Raw genomic sequence first — 16,636 nt, 5'->3', positions numbered from 1 at the left:
CTATGCGGGCGTCACCCCGACGCGGGAGCAAACCCCCGGATCAGGTCGAACCCGTACACCACTTCCCAGGACGCAACCGAAGCGTTCCGACGCCGCACTTCGCCTCCAGGAACCGTAACACTGCCCCGGCCGCAAACGTGGCCCCACGGCGAACCGAGCGATCGGCACGTATCCCCAGCGGTGTCACGGCTCGGGGGCGGCGCCGAGCACGGTGGTGCCACGGCCTGTCGGCCTGCAGCGGTCAACCTTCCCTGTCACAAACCGGCGTTGGTCAAGGTTCGGTGAGACGTGACAGACCATGATCGTCAGGAGAGCCTGCTCAAGCGCGAGGTGTCACGCTGTCACGTGGATTCAGCCCCAGGGCGACGGAGTCTCCCCGATGCCAGACAGACGGTCATTTCGGGCATTTGGTCGGGTACTGTCACATGGCCGAACGGCGGTGCGACAGCACCCGCGATGCGGACGTGACACCCTTGTGTGACGATCTGTAATCAGCTCAGGTGCTCCGGCGTGCTGACCTTCCAAGCTCTCAGGTCGCCTCCCAGGAACCTGTCCGCCAGAGGATTCGAGAGAGCAACCTCCCAGGCACGCAGGCAATTTGGACATCTCCGGCTCCCAGATCTCGGGGAACGTGACGGGTTTTCGGAGATCTAGGAGGTTGCCTTCGGTTATTAGTGCTCTGACCGCATAGGTTCACCGGGTTGGTGGTTGGGGCGGTCGGATGTGCGGTGACATCCGTTCCGAACGTTGGGGGTGTAGTGGCCGAGCCTGTCCGTGTGCGCAGGTTGACCGACCAGGAAGGGCAGAAGCTCCTTCAAGCTCACTCAGAGCGAAGGCCGTCACCCGGTAGCAGTGAGGACGTCCAGAAATCGCGCGTGGTCGACCGAGACCGAGATCCGCGTCAGGGTGCCGGCCGCCGGACGTGAACCCCAGGCGCCGCGCTCGCGGTACACCTCGACCTCGCGGAACGCGCAGACGGATTCGTCGAGTGCCACGGCCGCCGCGAGCGGGTCATGGAAGGCCTTGCCGGCGTGGCGCTTGGCCAGGTAGACCCCCATGCCTTCCCGGACGAGCGCCATCCCGGGTGTGAGCCGCCGCGCCGACAGGGCGGCGTGCATCGCGCCGTCGTAGACGACGCCGTGGCAGACGTTCTTCGAGACGAGCACCCGCTCACCGACGTGGGGCGACTCCAGCAGCTTCAACGCTGCCTCCGGAGCGCCGTTGAAGTTGTACGTCCCGCAGGTCTCGCGTCCTTCGAACTTGGGGAGACGGTGTTCGGGCGGGACGACGGAGTCGCCGGCGAAGCCGCCCTGCGCGACCCAGCGGGCGATGCGCACGTCCGGTTTCCGTTCCAGGAGCATGCCGGGATTCTTCAGCGGCGCCCCCGTGAGCAGCGTCGCGTCCTCCCTGACGAAGGTGTCCCGGAGCAACTGCCAGGCCTCGGCGTCAGGTTCGCGGGGCGGAACTTTCCCAAGCCATCGGCGGTGAAAGCCCGACACCGGCTTCACGCCAGCGCCGGGCCGGTACGCGCCGACCGGCGCGGTCACCCCAAGGCGCCCGAGGAGGTGCTTGACGATACCGACCTGCTCATCCGATCCAGGCATGACCGTCACGGCCACCAGGCGCGCCCACGGATGGGTCGCGAGGGCACACAGGGTGAAGACGTCGTCGGGGTCGCCGGTCTCCATGTCGAACGCGATCGGGATTGCCATTCCCGCGACCATACCGATCCGACGGAACGTAGCCTACGGAATATCGGCGAGGCAGGCGCGCTGGCCAACTCCTCTTCTGCGGCGGCGACATCATGTCTTCTCCCGCCTCACCACCTCGCTTGGCGGCGCCCGGCCCGGCGACCTCATCGGTGCCAACCCGGTGAACCTTCTCGGTCACAACATGAGCTCGGGAGAGGGGGCCAGGCGTGCGGCCCGCGGCACTGCCCGCAGGCGGCGCAGCCGGCGCACTCCATGCAGAACAGGGCCGAGAGGCGCGGGCAGTTGCAGATCGAGGTGTGGTCGGGGTCGTCGTCGCCCTCGAAGTACGGCTCCCCGAGCGGTGGCGTGTAGTTGACGTGGACCTGGCCGTCGGCGGTGAGCGTCTCGTGGCGGGTGCCGCAGGCCGTCGGTTCCACCCACGTGGCGACCACCGGCTCCTCCGGGCGGCCCGTCATGACGCGGTCCCCGCGAGAGCTGCGGTGCCGGCCTCGTACACGCGGGCGAGCAGCGCGTTGAAGGCGAGCGCGGCAGCCGGGTCGGACTCGGGCAGTCGGCCCACGGCCGCCCGCTCGTCCTCGCTGAGTCCGGGGCGAGGGCGGCGCGGCAGGCGGCCTCGGTTTCCTGCTCCTGGCGGCGCTGCTCGTCCTGCAGCTGCTGCACGCGCTCGTCTTCGGCGTCGGCGGCGAGCGCGTCCTGGACGACGGCGTCGGCCTCCGGGTCGTAGACGCCGCCGGTGGTGGCGAGCAGCTGCGCGATGCGCTGCCACTCGCCGAATTCGGCGGAGCCGCGTTCGTCGTCGGCCAGCTCCTCGCGGCCGCGGTCGACGTGCCGCTGCAGTTCGGCTTCTTCGAGCGCGGCCGCGGCCTCGGTGGCGGTCATGCCGGTGGCGCGCCGGCGGACCGAGCGGCGGCCGACCTTCGCCTGGTCGACCGGCTGACGGGGTGCGGCCGCGCCGGGCGCGGGGACGCGCAGGCGTCGGCGGGATCGGGGAACAGGGGTGCTCACACGAGCCTCCCAATCGTCGCGGGAACTGTAGACGGATTTCCGGCCGCCGCGCGGTGGGCGCGGCTGAGCCGACGCTCAGGAGTTGTCACCGGCGAAGCCGGCTGAACGGGCGGACAGGGCCGGCCGAGGCAGCCTGGTTGTCACCAATGAGGCATCGGCTTGTCACAAGTGCTCCTCCGGCAGCCCTTCTGTCACCAGTACCGAAGATCCGGCGTTCCTGGAGGCTGAGGGCGATTCCATACCGCCGGGAGCGCCGTCGATCTCGGGCAGTCCGCTGGTGCGGACCAGGATCGGCTCCCCGCCGCTCGTCTGCAGGCGGGTCGGCCGACGGGCCGTCAGAAGTCGTACGGCTTCTTGGTGCTCCAGTTCAGCACATCGGCCTCGTTCCAGCTGAACTGCGGCTTCTGTCCCTTCATGACGACGGAGTAGAAGGGGCCGTGGTGACCGTTCGCGCCGCGCAGCGCGATGGCGAGCGACTGCGCCGTGTGGTTCTTCGAGCCGTAGTCGAAGAGGTTCACCGCGCTGTATGCCTTGCCTCCGGGCCGCAGCGTGACGTGCTGGTCGCCGCCCGGGGTGTCCTTCTTCGAGTGCGGCAGTGCGACGTTGTCGACGTTCCAGTCGAGCACCACGGCCGGGTACGAGGTGACCCAGCAGGGCTTGGTGCCCTCGTTCACCGCGGCGACCAGCAGGTGGTCGCCTGGCTGACCGGCGAACCGGTGCACCGCGGTGACCAGCATCTCGTCTCCACGGCACTGCTGGGCGCCAGCCGTTGTGCCCTTGCCCACGCCCTCGTCCGTCCCGCCCGAGAGGGTCGCCGGGCGCGCCCCCTCCTTGGTGTCACCACCGCTGTTGGCCTGCTCCACGCTGCCCTTGCCGTCCCCGTTGGACGCGGACCGGCTCTGCGCGGTACCAGCGGCGTGGCCGCCGCCCGCCGCTTTCGAACCGTCGGCACCGCCGCACGCGGTCAGGCCCAGCGCCAGCGCGGCGGTGACGGCGGCCAGGGCGGCGGAACGGGCGGTACGGCGGGCACGATGCGTAGTCATGATGAAGGCTCCCCCATGGTCTGTCCCGACGCGGCACCTCCCCCTGCTCCCGCAGAGCGACCGGCCGCATCGGCTGTTTCGCTGCACCCCATGAGATGACGCCCCGCCGGACGTCGTTCACCCGGATCTGTCCGCATTCGGTAACAAGCCAACTGGGCACAGGCACACCGGTGTTCACGCCGCGCCGTATGGAGCCGACACAGGCAGACGATCACCCCTGCTACGCGCCCTCAAACCGCTGCTCGACGCCACACGCCGAACGGCTCGCCACAGCTGTTGACGAGGGCCTGAGCCCGGCCGGTGACAACAAGCCTGCCTATGTGGCAACTGTCGTGCTTCGGCACAGCAGCGGCCGTAGACAGGTTTTAGAAGCCATCCGCATTCCGAATGTGATCGCTGGGTTTCTGCTGGTCGGGCTTGAACTTCGGCTGGTGGCGGGAGAGTTCAGGCGTTCGTCTGCTCGCGTCACGTTCGTGGAGGTGGCTGATGCCGTCGGTGCTCGGTCTGCTGGAGGCCCGGGAGAAGAAGGTCCGCGGAGGTGGCCCGCTTGCGGGAGGAGGCCGAGCGGGTCCAGGCCGCGCTCGGCGCGGCGGAAGTGCAGCTGGAGCGGCTCGGCCAGGCCCGCGAGACCGTCACCGAGGTGCTGGCCGAGCCGGACACTGCGACGACGGGGCAGGCCCGGCCGCGGTGACGGGCTCGACGGTGCCGCATCGCGTCGAGGGTGCCGGTTGGGAGGTGCTCGCGCCGGAGTACCAGCGGATCCTGACGGTCCTGGCCGGGCCGGAGGCCGCCGGGGGCGGGATGAGGGCGAAGCAGATCGCGCTCATCCCTGGGCGAGCCGACGGTTCCGGCCGGGTCGAGGGGGTTCGCTCGCGGCTGAAGCGGCTGGCCGCGCGGGGCTGGGCCGAGAGGTGGAGCCGGGGCTGTTCACCCTCTGCACGGAGCCGGCGTGGGTGGCCGCGTGAGGAAGGCGTCCCGGCGGCGCCCGGCCAGACGGGCGCTCATCAGCATGGTCATGGACCACAGCACCCTGGGCTCGTGCATCTCGGGCAGCGTCTCGACATCGCGCACCAGACGACGCGAGCGGACCAGCCAGCTCAGCGTGCGCTCTACTACCCACTGTCTCGGCAGCACGACGAGCCCCGTGGTGTCGTCGGAGCGTTTGACGATCTCAAGGGTGAGCTGGAGCTTCTCGGCGGCCCAGTCGGCGAGCCGGCCCGCGTAGCCGGAGTCCGCCCATACCAGGCGGATGGAGAAGTGCCGCTGGCGCAGCCGGGTGAGCAGCGGCACGGTTGCGTGGCGGTCCTGCACGCTCGCCGAGGTCACCAGCACCGCCAGGATGAGGCCGAGACAGTCCACCACCACGTGCCGCTTCCTCCCGCCCACGTTCTTGCCGCCGTCCCATCTCGACGTTGACCTGGGGATATTCGCCGCTGCCCGCACCGACTGCGAGTCATCGACCGCCGCACTCGGATCCACGTCGCGGCCCTCCTTCGCGCGCACCCGGTCCCGGAGCCGGTCGTGGAGCTGGGCGAGCAGACCGGCCACCTGCCGGCGTCGGGCGAAGGCGTGCACCCGCCGGTACGGCGGGAAGTCCGCGGGTAGGTTCGCCCACTTGACCCCGTTGTCGACGACGTACCGCACAGCGTCCAGCATCACGCGGTGGCAATAGCCCTCGGGCCGGCCGCCCCGCCCCTGAAGCCACGCCGGGATCGGCAGCGACCGGCGCATCTCCTGCCACTGGCCTCCGTCATGTCCGAGACGTAGCACGGGACGCGGTCCGGGTGATCCGCCGCGTTCCCGAACCGGTGCGCGAGACAATCGCACGGCGACACGCGGGAGTTGGACGCGCGGCGGACACACTCACGCAAGACTGCAACAACAGGGCCTCCGGAAGCTCGGGTCGACTCGCAATCGCCGAGCTACCAGGAGGTCCTGCCTTCATGCGCCGATGCCGCCACGATCCCCCGAACAGGAACCCTGTTCGATCACGCCCGCTCACGCCCGGAATGCGGATGGCTTCTGAAACCAAAACCCCGACCACTGAAAACCAACCGCCGAACATCACCGGGTGCATAGATCCCCTGAATGACATTGCAGATCTGCGATGTTGTGCGGCACCTTTAGCGATCATGAGGAGTGCCCGTGGCCCAGCCCGCGAGGCGCAGTGCCAAGGTGCCCGCGACCGTGTCGCGACTGGCCCCTGTCCCCCCGCCGGCGGATGCCGTCAATGGGATGGAGTCCGTTGAGGACCTGCTGAAGCGGTTCGAGAAGCTCGCCCGGCGGAGCAGCGCTTGGAGCACGAATCCCGAGCCCAAGTCATACGTGTTCTACGGCAAGGGGCACCTGAGCACGAGCCAGGTGCTCCAGAAGAATCTGTGGAAGTCCTCGAAGACGACGGGGTCCTCGATCCCGGCCTCGTCCAGGACGAGGTTCTGCCGGGCGGTCGACTGCTGGTCGGTGAGACGCGCTTGTAGACCAGGTTCGCCACCAAGGGCCCCCTTCCGTGCGGAGGAATGGACAGTATCTGTCGCCAAATCCTGTCATCAATCGCCATCGGATCTGATTGGATCGGCGCCGCCCCGGGTCCAGGAATGTCCGGTTCATTGGATGGGTGCGGCGCCCGTCGTCAAACGTCTCGACAGGACCGGCTGCCGGCGACATCACAGGGGAGGTCGTCGGCAGCCGATCAACGGCCGTCAGGTGTTGCTGTCGCGGAGGAAATTGCTGATAAGCGTTGCCCATTGTTCGGGCTGCTCGATGAACGGGAGGTGCCCGGTGGCGATCTCGGCGTAGCGCGCTCCAGGGATGGCTTCGGCGAGCTGCCGGTGGTGGTGTGGCGTCACGAGCTGATCGAGCGTGGTGGAGATGACAAGGGTCGGCACGGTCAGTGCGGCGAGGTCGGCGCGGACATCGACGTGGTTGATGAGCAGGTCGAGGTGGTCCGGTGTGCCGGGCGGGATGGTGGCCGCAGTGGTCTTGAGGGCAGTGTCCAGGCCGTCCTGGTTGATGGCGTCCAGGGCGGGGGCGCTTAGCCCGATCAACGAGACGAAGGCGGCCAGCTGTTCCAGGTCGCCGGCGCATAGCAGGTCGCGCCACAGTTTGGCGGCGAGGAGGAAGCGCGGGTTGGGGTGGGCGAAGCCTGCGGTCAGGATGAGGGCGGTGACGCGGTCGGGGTGGCGGGTGGCGGCCCGGATGGCGACCGGGCTGCCGAGTGAATATCCGGCGATGGCGAAGGTGTCCTGGCCCTCTTCGATGGCGGTGGCGACTAGTTCGTCGGCGAGGCCGTTGAGGGTGAGTGGCGCTTCGGCGCGTTCGGTGCGGCCGGTACCAGGGTAGTCGGGGCCGATCACGGTGTGCTGGGCGGTCAGGGTGTCCATGATGGGGCCGTAGTTGGCGTCGATGCCGCCGCCGGCGCCGTGGGCGAGGAGCAGGCCGGGGCCGGTGCCGCGCACGATGCGGCCGAGGCGAGAGGTCGGCAGAGCAGGGGACATGTTCGTTCTTCTCTTTGAGTTCTGGCAGTGGGTGATTACTGCTGGCTGGTGCGGTGGTGGCGGACGGTTGCGGCGGCGATGAGCACGGCGCCGCCAGCGAGCAGAGCGCCGATCCAGGGCAGATCGGTCAGGGTGAGGCCGGAGGTGAGGGCGTGGCCGCCGAGCTGGGAGCCCCCGGCGACGCCGAGGTTGAATGCTGAGGCGCTGATCGCGGTGACCAGGGTGGGTGCGGTCGGGGCGGCGGCCAGTGCCCGGTCTTGCAGCAGCGGGATGAGGGCGGCCGCGATGACACCGAGGACCAGTACGGTGACGGCGGCCGTCCACCGGATCCGGCTGGTGAGGCTGAACGCGGCGAGGACACCGGCCAGGCCGACCAGCAGGGCGCAAAGCCCGGCCCAGGGGGTGTGGTCGGCCAGGCGGCCGCCGAGGATGTTGCCGGCGACCGCGCCCAGCCCGAACAGGGCGAGCAGGGTGGTGACGGCGGACGGGGCGAAGCCGCTGACCTGCTGTAACAAGGGCGCGATGTAGGTGTAGGCGGTGAACAGCCCGCCCTGTGCAACCACGATGATCGCCAGCACCAGGGCCACCCGGGGCTGGAGCAGACTCCGCACCTCGCCCTCGGGACGAGCGGCCTCGTGCGGCGCCGGCGGGCGGACGAAGGCGGCCACGCCGCAGAGCACGACAGCGGCGAGGGCCGCGATGGCCCAGAAGGTGGCGCGCCAGCCGTAGTGGTCGCCGATCCAGGTGCCCAGCGGTGCGCCGAGGACCGTCGCCAGATTCCAACCGGCCGTCACGACGGCGACGGCTCGGCCTCGGCGGGCCGCCGGCACCATGCCAACGGCGATCACCATCGCCGTCGCGAACGCCGTGCTGTGTGTGAGCGCGGTCAGGATCCGGGCCGCCACCAGGATGTTGAAGCTGCCGGCCAGAGCCGCGGCGAGGTTGCCGGCGACGAACACGCCCAGCAGCACCAACAATGCTCGGCGCCGCGCCAGCCGCAGCATCCCCGCCGTCGCCAGCGGCCCGGCGACGGTGACTACCAGGGCGTACCAGGTCACCAGGGAACCGACCGCGGGCAGCGGACGGTGACAGTCGGCCGAAAGCTGCGGCAGCAGCCCGACCATGACCCACTCGGCGGTGCCCACGACGAACACGCACGCGGTCAGCACCGCCAGGGCAGCGGCGCTGCGGCGCTGTACGGATGGGACGGAGGTCTCGGTCGCCGGGCGTGCGGTGCTGGTGGTCATGACCGGGACGCTAAAGTCTCACATCAGTGTGAGAGTCAATGCGGTGAGGTGCAGATCACGTGCGCATCGGGGAGATGGTCCGCCGGACCGAGGTCAGCGAGCGGCTGCTGCGCTACTACGAGGAGCAGGGTCTGCTGACGCCGACGAGGCTGCCCAGCGGCTACCGCGTCTACACCGACGCGGATGTGGACACTGTCCGACGCATCCGCGCCTTGCTGGCCGCCGGACTGCCGACCGCCACCATCGCCCAAGTCCTGCCGTGCATCCGTGACGACGGGGCGACCCTTGTGCCAGTGTGCTCCGACCTGGTGGCACAACTGCGCCGCGAGCGCGAGCGCATCAACGACGCGATCAAGGACCTGCAGACGTCGCAAGGCCTGCTCGATACAGTCATCGCGGCAGGCCCGGCCGACACCGACTGAACGGTCCGGTCGCCGCAGCCAGCGGGGCGATAGCGACCGAGCCCCGGCCGGCTGACGCCGCCAGCGGCTACACGCACACCGGTTTCCGGTGGCGGTACGACGCTCGCCGTCTGGCCGCTACAGCCCGGCTGACAGATCGTCCGTGGCCACGGTACGTAGCGGCCGGTGTCCCTGGTAGTCGAGCTGGGCCAGTTCGTGCTCGTAGTCGACGGTGATGGAGCGGTAGTAGTTGACCACCGAGCTGCGGGCCGGGGAGATGTGCGCGAGCACCTCGGCGTCCACCTCGCGGCCGGCGTCGCGCAGTTCACCGACGGCCAGGCCCATGTACTCGGTGTGCCAGCACACGACCGCGTTCGTCACCACCGTCAGGCACCATGCCCGCTCGTTCTGCGGCTCGGGCTGACGGCGGGTGACCTTGCCCTCGCGGGCGTAGTGAAGCTGGCGCCGCAGGGAATGCAGCGATTCGCCCTTGTTCAGCTGTCGGGCGATCTTGCGCCGGTAGCCCTCGTCCGACAGGTACTTCGCCGCGTAGATCGTGCGCCGGATCGCCCCGTACTCCTTCAGCGCGGCCGCGAGAGCGTTCTGCCTGGAGGACGCAGAGAGCTTGCCGACGATCAGGGAGGCGGTGGCGTGCCCGTACTTCAGCGACCCCGCCAGCCGCAGCAGATCGTCCCAGTGCGCGGCCACCAGGTCCAGGTTGGCCTTCTTCGTCAGCAGCCACCCCGCCTTCGGGAACCGCTCCTCGTAGTCGGCCTTGGTGCCCATCCGGTACAGGGTGATCTTGCCCAGGTCGCGGATGCGGGGCGAGAGCTGCTTGCCCACGAGATCGAAGAGGCCGAAGTTGACCAGGGTGACGCCGTGCGTGTCGGTGGCGTGTTCGGTGATCGGCAGGTCGGTGGCGTTGCCCAGGATCTCGTCCAGCACGTAGTGGGCCTCGCGATGCGTGGCCACGCATGACCTTGGTGCCGAAGGTGGAGTACTGGTCGGAGACGTGGGTGTAGGTGGAGATGCCCTCGGACACGAAGTACTTGTTCAGGTGCCGCGCGGTGATCGACTTGCCCCGGGTGGGGAAGCGCTGCCCGTCCGAGGAGGACAGGGTGCCGGAGCCGAACATCGCCGTCATCGGCAGCTTGTGGTGGTAGTTGACCAGGCAGATGTTCGCCTCGCGCAGCGTGTCCTCGCGGATGTACGACTCCGCGGTCCATGCCAGCACGTCGTACGGGATGCCGCAGGAGGCGGCCATCCCGTGCAGCCCCAGATTCGTGGAAAGCCCGATCAGGCAGGCGATCAGATTCCGCTTGAGCTGCGGGGAGCGGGCCTGGCCGCCGCAGAGAAGCGGCCTGGCGCCGGGGCGAAGCTGGCCCACGTCGAACACCACGGTCTTCATACCGGCTCAGGCCGCCCGGGAGCCTTCGACTCATCGGAGCGACGGTCGCGCGTCCGGGCGGCCTGAAAAGAATCTTGGAAATCTCGACAGGGCAGCGATGAGTTCCGCTGGGGTGCTCCGTCTGACCGGGTGAAGCAACCGATACCCGAGCTTGCAGGGAGCACCTCATGAGGAAGATCAGCGCCGGCCTGTTCATCGCCGCTGACGGCGTCGTGGAGAGCCCGGAGAAGTGGCACTTCCCTTACTTCAACGACGAGATGGGCGCGGCCGTGACCGCCCAGCTCGGCGCGGCGGACACCGTCCTGCTGGGCCGGGTCACCTACGACACCTTCGCTGGCGCGTGGCCGGCCCGAGAGGCCGCCGGTGAGGACGACGCCGAGATGGCCAAGGCACTCGGCGACGCCCGCAAGATCGTGGTCTCCAACTCCCCGCTGGAGTTCGCCTGGCGCAACTCCGAGCAGCTCCAGGGCGACCTGGTCGAGGCCGTTACCAAGCTGAAGGCGGAGCCGGGCGGCCCCATCGGGATGTCCGGCTCGGTCTCCGTGGTCCGCCAGTTGCTGGCCGCAGGTCTGATCGACGAGCTTCACCTGCTGGTCCACCCGATCGCGGTCGGCCGCGGGCAGCGCCTGTTCGACGACACGGCCGAGCCGATCCCGTTGAAGCTGATCACCTCTGACGTCTTCAAGACCGGCGTGCTGCACGTCGTCTACGGGCCCGCCGACGAGGCGTAGCCGGAGCCATGGCAGTGACCTGCCGCCGAAAGGCTCCTATCTCTGCGGCGGCAGGCAGGTTGTCGACACATGCGCCAAGTGGCGGAATCGGTCTTCGGCCCATCCGGCCCTCACCACGCGGCAGAAGCGGTCCTCGCCTCGCCGCCCGCACAGCGACACACCAAAACCACAACACACCGACGGACAGGAGACTGCGACATGACCGCACCGGTGAAGGGCCCCGTCAGCTACTTCCCCTCGATCGAGAAGAAGTACGGCCGCCCGATCGCGGAATGGAAGAACCTTATCCGCACCTCGCCCCTGACCAAGCACATGGAACTCGTCAACTGGCTCAAGACCGAGCACGGACTCGGCCACGGCCACGCCAACGCACTCGTCGCCCACACCCTCGCCGAAGGCAACGCCAAGTAGCCCGAGCGTGCGCGCCGCAGGAGCCCGGGCACCCGCGGTACGGACGGTAAACGCGACCCGGTCCTCGTCCCAGGCCAGGCGGCGGTCGACGAAGGTGAACTCCCGCCCACACAGCGGGTGGAACGGGTGCGTGACCCGCACAACTCCATGCTCACGGTGCTGATCGGGTGCAGTTGACGACTCGTGACAAACCGCTCACCGAGCACTTCTTCATCACCCTCGCGCACTGCTTCAGCCAGTACGTGCGGCACGGCTGGCAGGGCCGCAGCCACAAAAACGCGGCCGCGGCATCGACTGCATGCCGCTGTACACCATCGCGAACTCCAGCAGATGGCCCAGGAATGGGTCGCGTTGGACTACCAGCAGACCCCCGATGCGGGACTGCGCGACCCGTTCAGGCCGGGCATCGTGCTGTCCCCCAACGGGGTGACCATGCGGACGCCCTGGCCGGCGGCGGCGGTGATGAGGCCGGCCGAGGGATAGCCGGAATCGAGGTAGTGCTCAGCGGGCTTCAGACCGCGCTCTGCGAGACGTCGCTGGGCCGGAGCCGTCGCCTTCACATCGGGCACGGTGGCGTCGGTGGTGAACACGTCCGTGATCAGGTTCGGTGCCCTCCGGACACCGGCTTCGGCTTCGGCTTCGGCTTCGGCTTCGGCTTCGGCTTCGGCTTCGGCTTCGGCTTCGGTGAGAGTGTCACAGCTCTCCGTGAGATGGATCTTGTAGCCCATCCAGAACAGGTCCTCGCCCTTGGCCGCCCAGCGTGCGTCGAGATCGTAGGGCGAGGCGAGGCGGAGTTGGCCGGGCGGGACGCCCTCGTCGTCGGCGGCCCGCTTCACGATCACCTCTCGCCCCTTGGCGTCGGCGCGGAGGTAGTAGGTCTGCACGAGGATCTGCCGCAGTACCTGCACTGCCTCGATCTCGCGGATCCATCCCGGGGCCCCGGGCGCCCATGCGGCCCGGCACAACGCCAGCGCATCCTGTCCGAAGACCTGCGCGAGCCTGTCACGCTTGGTCTGCGAGGACGGCATCCGCCAGCTGTCCACCCGCGGCCCGTAACGGTGAGCGAACTCCGCGACGTCCACCGCCCCGGCCAGCCAGGACGGCGCCACGACCGCGAGCGCCTCCAACGCGGCCCGCACACTCTCCCCGGCCAGCTCCAGACGGTTCAAGTCCGCACCGCACTGATCACATGGGTGGAGTCCGACTGATCACATGGGTGGAGTCCGTGCGCTGCTTCCCACCGGCAGCGACCAGCCCTTCGGCCTTGCAGTGCTCAAGGAGCCGGTCGAAGAGCACCCGTTCCATGCCGTGCTCGGCCGGCCGGGCCCTGAACCGACTCAACACACTGATGTCGAACCCGATGTCCGTCAGCTCCATGCCCATCGCGTACTTCCAGTCGATCGCCCGCACCGCCATCGCCGCAGCCTGCCGGTCGGTCAGGTTCTCGGCGAACTGCAACACCGTGACCAGGCCCAACACCCCCGGCGACAACCCCGGAGGACCCCGGACCCCGAACGCGTCGCTGAACGGCTCGTCCGCGAAGACCTCCGTGAGCCGGTCCCGCGCCCGCATCGCCACGCTCCCCTGCGGAAACGCCGCCCGGGCCACCGCCGCCGTCTGCGCCGGAACCTCCGGCAGCCCCTGCGGCCGCATCGACACCCACACCACCCCCACGGCCGCACGACAGGACAACGACCGCACGAGCGATCATCCCGTGCCCACAGTCACCCCGCAGGGAATTGCGCAGCAGAGTCTCTCCCCCGGCCCCACAGAACATCCGCGTGGCCCAGGCCGATCCTCGACTCACCCGGAGATGCCCCCGGCACACCGACGGACCCTTGGCACCGGCGGCCGCGTCGACGCGAACCCTCTTCGCCTCTCCTGACGTCTTGACCGGCCCCTCGCACCGGTATGCGAGGGCGGTGGGGGCTCCGACCACCAACTGGGAGCGTGGGTGTTACGTGTGCAGGCCACGCATCAGCGCGGCGAGCCCACCCAGGAACTCCTCGTCGGCACCCACGTCACGCGCGCGCTGCGCGGTCTGGGCCAGGTGCGGGAACTCGGTGGGCGGCAGCGCGGAGATGGCGACTGTGCCCTCGCCCGCCAGGGGCCCCAGGTGTTCCAGTTGGATGGCCCCGATGATGTAGCTCAGTAGGGCCCGTAGCGCGATGACGCGTCGTCTGCCGTCGAAGCCTGCCTCGGAGAGGACGGTGAGTACTGCTTCCGACCAGCGCAACACTGCACGGGACTGGTGCCGGTGGGTGACCGTCAGCGGCACGACCGCGGGGTGTGCACTGATGGTGTCGCGCAGGCGCCGCACCAGGGCCTCGATCCGCTCCTCCCACGGCGTGCACGAAGGCGCCGGCTCGGTATCGACGGTTCCGAGGACGGATTCGACGACCAGCCGTTCGAGTTCCTCGCGGTCGGCGACGTAGCGGTAGAGCCCCATCGTGCTCATCCGCAGTTCCTGCGCGACCGCGCGCATCGACAGGCCGGCGAGCCCGTCGCGATCAATGACGGTGAGGGCGGCCGAGGCGAGCTGATCCGGGGTGAGTGAACGCGGGCGAGGCATGACGGTTGACAGCGTACGGCATATGCCTACGCTGGTAAGCGTAGGGTGTACGCCTAAAGCAAGGGGGAGATGATGCGCACGTCTCGAAGGCGCACGCAGGGAGGGACCTTAGGGCCTGGTGCCACTGTCGGTTCCCGCGGGCTCACGGCCGTTACGGGCGCCCCGGTCACTGTGCCCGACCGCGACCGGCTGATCCATGTGCAGTTCCGACGGTTCGCCGGCTGCCCGATCTGCAACCTGCACCTGCGATCGGTGGTGCGGCGACACGCGGAGATCGCTCAGGCCGGAATCCGCGAGGTCGTGATCTTCCACTCCCCCGCAGAAGAACTGCGGGACCACGTATCCGACCTTCCCTTCGCGGTGATCGCCGACCCGGCCAAGCGGCTGTACACCGAGTTCGGCGTCGAGTCGGCGCCTCGCGCGCTGCTGAGCCCGCGCGCTTGGGGACCAACCGCCCGGGCCATTCTGCGCAGCGCGTGGACGATCGCCCGCGGGCGGGAGCGTGCTCCGGCCCGCGGGCCGCACGGCGGACGGCTCGGCCTTCCCGCCGACTTCCTGATCGCGCCCGACGGCCGCGTCCTCGCCGCCAAGTACGGCGAACACGCCTACGACCAGTGGTCGGTCGACGAACTGCTCGAACTGGCCGCCCGAACACCACTGCCGCCAGGATCCCGTCCCGAAGGAGTGTCATGAGTGAGAATCCCCGGCCTACCCCTGCACAGGAGCTCGCCGGGTACCTGAGGTCGTACATCCGGGAGATGGGCCTGGGCAACGAGGACCCCGGCGTGGTCATCGACCGCTACCACACCCCGGACATCGAGTGGCACAGCGATGGGATATGGCTGGACCGGGACAAGCTGATCGCCCATGCCCGCCCTGCACGCAAGAGCGCGATCGCCCTCGACGTCGAAGTCCATGACACTCTGGTGGCCGGCGACCGCGTCGCCGCCCGGTACACCCTGCGCTCCACCATGCGAAAAGGGCGTCGCTTGAGCAACGAGATCTACCTGTTCGGGGAACTGGCTCCGGACGGACGGCTGCGCCGCGTCCACTCCACCACCCGTGACATGCCGGACCAGGCCGGCGACGGCACCGGGAGGTGAAGCCACCGGGAAACCGGGCGAGACATCGTGGACATGTCGTCGGCGGCCGACGGACATTGGCCGATCTGGTTCGGACCGCTCTGAGTGCCGTCGGCTCAAGCGGTGGAGGCGACGGCACAACACCACCCACGCCGAGATCCGTTGCGTCGGCGAGCGGGGAAAGCCGCCCCTGAAGGGCTGACGCCTGCTGCGGAAGCCCACGCCGGACTCGCCCCGACGACGAAGTCGTCAGGGACCTCCATCCACGGCGAACACGCGCCCGGAGGCGGCAACCGACAGCTCACTCGCGCGATGCACCTGTCCGCGTGCGTCGCCCTGCACTCGACGACCGCATTCGCCGGGAGCCCTGGGACCTCAGGACTCCCCCGTGATCGGCTGAGCGTGGCGTCAACGTGCGAACTTTTCGATGACCGCCGGGGTGACGGTGGTGAAGAAGTTGACGAGGTTGCCGTCGGGGTCACGGAACAGCAGCGACCGGTTGCCCCAGGGCATCGTGGTGGGCTCGTTGACGAAGTCGGTGACGAAGCCGGTCAGGTTCTGGTGAACGCGGTCCACGTCGTCGACGAGGAACTCGGTGATCACGCTGTGGTTGTCCGCCGGGCGGGCAGAGCCCGGGGCGAACAACGGGACGGTGCGGGTGCCGGCGATCGCAAGCGTGGCACCCGCGGTCTTGAGCTCGGCGAAGTCCTCGGTGACCCACGTCGCCCGCGCCCTCATCCGCCCCTTGGTGCTGATCGCGGACATCGCGTTCACGGAGAACCGGTATCCCGGTGCGACGGACGACCGGAGTCTGACCCTTGGCTCCCCAGGTGCGGCCGGTGACCTGGTCCGAGCGGATCCCGACCTGATCGGCGAAGAGGACTTCACCGTTCTCCGCCTTCGCTCCGGCCCGGATCGCCGGCCAGGTCTCCTCGTGCCAGACGCGGACCGCTTCCGGCTCCTGCTCGACGGCCCGCTTGTCCGGCCGCTGGAAGGTGAGCCCCCAGCGCTTGAGGTACTTGCCCACGCCGGGTTCGGTGAACCGGATCCGGTACAGCTTGAAGATCGGCTCGACTATCACTCCCCACGTCCACAGCTGACCGGAAAGCCCCAGGTCGGAGGGGTGTGGTCGAGGACGGCCTGACGGACGGCGGCCTGCTCGACCTCGGACAGAACCTGATGTTCACCCGCGCGTCGGCCCCGGGGCCGGGACAGCAGCGCGTCCCGGCCTCCCGCTTGCCACCTCGCCCACCAGTTGTCCACGGCCCTGACCGACACCCTGAACAGGGCCGCGACCTCTGCCCGATCCCTGCCCTCCGCCAGCGCGGACACCGCCAGCAGACGCACAGCCTCCTGTGCGTCCGCCGACCAGGTCCGCGCATCCCCCAACAGATCACTCGCGCGCGGTCAACGAGCGCGAACACAATGCGTTTCGGATCAATAGGGTCGTGCGCGACGCTCAAAGCGTCAGGCGGACAGCACCGGCTCGGTCAACTCCCGGCATGCATGGCACAGATCACTGGGGCAGGT

17 protein-coding genes and 4 pseudogenes are annotated in these 16,636 nt (G+C 69.1%); 7 read left to right on the top strand and 14 right to left on the bottom strand.

The features are described from left to right. Positions 1-839: 839 nt before the first annotated feature. The 3 genes from LE548_RS43715 to LE548_RS43705 form a co-directional block, all read right to left on the bottom strand. A complete protein-coding gene (locus tag LE548_RS43715; RefSeq protein WP_225102610.1) occupies positions 840-1,712 on the bottom strand; it encodes a nucleoside hydrolase in 873 nt (290 codons plus the stop codon). A gap of 174 nt (positions 1,713-1,886) precedes the next feature. Beyond that, positions 1,887-2,717, bottom strand: a complete 831-nt coding sequence (locus tag LE548_RS43710) for a hypothetical protein (protein WP_225102609.1) — start codon at positions 2,715-2,717, stop codon at positions 1,887-1,889. A 335-nt stretch (positions 2,718-3,052) separates the two neighbouring features. Continuing rightward, positions 3,053-3,760, bottom strand: coding sequence for a DUF4232 domain-containing protein (locus LE548_RS43705; protein ID WP_225102608.1), 708 nt, complete (start codon positions 3,758-3,760; stop codon positions 3,053-3,055). A 538-nt stretch (positions 3,761-4,298) separates the two neighbouring features. Here LE548_RS43705 and LE548_RS43700 point away from each other — a divergent pair. Beyond that, entirely contained in the window at positions 4,299-4,451 is a 153-nt protein-coding gene (locus LE548_RS43700; protein ID WP_225102607.1) for a hypothetical protein, read from the top strand. Between the two features lie 236 nt (positions 4,452-4,687). On the opposite strand, the gene LE548_RS43695 is transcribed toward LE548_RS43700, so the two are convergent. The 3 genes from LE548_RS43695 to LE548_RS43685 form a co-directional block, all read right to left on the bottom strand. Then, on the bottom strand, positions 4,688-5,491 hold the full coding sequence (locus LE548_RS43695) for an IS5 family transposase (RefSeq protein ID WP_225102606.1): 804 nt from the start codon (positions 5,489-5,491) through the stop codon (positions 4,688-4,690). Between the two features lie 968 nt (positions 5,492-6,459). Continuing rightward, a complete protein-coding gene (locus LE548_RS43690; protein WP_225102605.1) occupies positions 6,460-7,254 on the bottom strand; it encodes an alpha/beta fold hydrolase in 795 nt (264 codons plus the stop codon). A 35-nt stretch (positions 7,255-7,289) separates the two neighbouring features. Next, entirely contained in the window at positions 7,290-8,501 is a 1,212-nt protein-coding gene (locus tag LE548_RS43685; protein WP_225102604.1) for an MFS transporter, read from the bottom strand. 59 nt (positions 8,502-8,560) lie between these two features. Between LE548_RS43685 and LE548_RS43680 the strand changes: the two genes are divergently transcribed. Continuing rightward, complete coding sequence (locus tag LE548_RS43680; RefSeq protein ID WP_225102603.1) at positions 8,561-8,923, top strand: MerR family transcriptional regulator; 363 nt, start codon at positions 8,561-8,563, stop codon at positions 8,921-8,923. Positions 8,924-9,040: 117 nt separating this feature from the next. Here LE548_RS43680 and LE548_RS45830 read toward each other — a convergent pair whose 3' ends face one another. Both LE548_RS45830 and LE548_RS46895 read right to left on the bottom strand, forming a co-directional pair. Next, positions 9,041-9,874, bottom strand: coding sequence for a Tn3 family transposase (locus tag LE548_RS45830; RefSeq protein WP_308031157.1), 834 nt, complete (start codon positions 9,872-9,874; stop codon positions 9,041-9,043). A 61-nt stretch (positions 9,875-9,935) separates the two neighbouring features. Next, a pseudogene (locus tag LE548_RS46895) lies at positions 9,936-10,310 on the bottom strand (Tn3 family transposase); the annotation flags it as partial. Between the two features lie 167 nt (positions 10,311-10,477). Between LE548_RS46895 and LE548_RS43670 the strand changes: the two are divergent. Further along, positions 10,478-11,041 carry a dihydrofolate reductase family protein gene (locus tag LE548_RS43670; protein ID WP_225102602.1) on the top strand — a complete coding sequence of 188 codons (564 nt, stop codon included), beginning with the start codon at positions 10,478-10,480 and terminating at the stop codon, positions 11,039-11,041. A gap of 198 nt (positions 11,042-11,239) precedes the next feature. Further along, the gene (locus LE548_RS43665; RefSeq protein ID WP_225102601.1) at positions 11,240-11,452 is read left to right on the top strand and encodes a DUF4287 domain-containing protein; all 213 of its coding nucleotides are present in this window, start codon (positions 11,240-11,242) and stop codon (positions 11,450-11,452) included. Between the two features lie 57 nt (positions 11,453-11,509). Here LE548_RS43665 and LE548_RS43660 read toward each other — a convergent pair. The 4 genes and pseudogenes from LE548_RS43660 to LE548_RS43645 form a co-directional block, all read right to left on the bottom strand. Beyond that, positions 11,510-11,593, bottom strand: a pseudogene (locus LE548_RS43660) (DUF5372 family protein); the annotation flags it as partial. Between the two features lie 215 nt (positions 11,594-11,808). Next, the gene (locus tag LE548_RS43655; protein WP_225102612.1) at positions 11,809-12,579 is read right to left on the bottom strand and encodes a hypothetical protein; all 771 of its coding nucleotides are present in this window, start codon (positions 12,577-12,579) and stop codon (positions 11,809-11,811) included. Positions 12,580-12,637: 58 nt separating this feature from the next. After that, complete coding sequence (locus LE548_RS43650) at positions 12,638-13,126, bottom strand: transposase (RefSeq protein WP_225102600.1); 489 nt, start codon at positions 13,124-13,126, stop codon at positions 12,638-12,640. Positions 13,127-13,409: 283 nt separating this feature from the next. Beyond that, positions 13,410-14,024 carry a TetR/AcrR family transcriptional regulator gene (locus LE548_RS43645; RefSeq protein WP_225102599.1) on the bottom strand — a complete coding sequence of 205 codons (615 nt, stop codon included), beginning with the start codon at positions 14,022-14,024 and terminating at the stop codon, positions 13,410-13,412. A gap of 171 nt (positions 14,025-14,195) precedes the next feature. On the opposite strand from LE548_RS43645, the gene LE548_RS43640 reads away from it, so the two are divergent. From LE548_RS43640 to LE548_RS43630, 3 genes and pseudogenes are all read left to right on the top strand, one after another. Further along, positions 14,196-14,717, top strand: coding sequence for a peroxiredoxin-like family protein (locus LE548_RS43640; protein WP_308031155.1), 522 nt, complete (start codon positions 14,196-14,198; stop codon positions 14,715-14,717). Beyond that, positions 14,714-15,127, top strand: a complete 414-nt coding sequence (locus LE548_RS43635; RefSeq protein ID WP_225102597.1) for a nuclear transport factor 2 family protein — start codon at positions 14,714-14,716, stop codon at positions 15,125-15,127. Before LE548_RS43640 ends, LE548_RS43635 begins: the two co-directional genes overlap by 4 nt. Before the next feature lie 195 nt (positions 15,128-15,322). Beyond that, positions 15,323-15,448, top strand: a pseudogene (locus LE548_RS43630) (transposase); the annotation flags it as partial. 66 nt (positions 15,449-15,514) lie between these two features. Here LE548_RS43630 and LE548_RS43625 read toward each other — a convergent pair. Then, the gene (locus LE548_RS43625; protein ID WP_308031161.1) at positions 15,515-15,862 is read right to left on the bottom strand and encodes a VOC family protein; all 348 of its coding nucleotides are present in this window, start codon (positions 15,860-15,862) and stop codon (positions 15,515-15,517) included. Further along, positions 15,842-16,447 (bottom strand): annotated as a pseudogene (locus LE548_RS43620) (IS630 family transposase); the annotation flags it as partial. The pseudogene LE548_RS43620 and the gene LE548_RS43625, both read right to left, overlap by 21 nt. Positions 16,448-16,636: the final 189 nt, after the last annotated feature.

Source organism: Streptomyces sp. CoH27 (assembly GCF_020181035.1).
Lineage (GTDB): Bacteria > Actinomycetota > Actinomycetes > Streptomycetales > Streptomycetaceae > Streptomyces > Streptomyces camelliae.
This window is presented reverse-complemented; position numbering and strand designations above follow the sequence as displayed.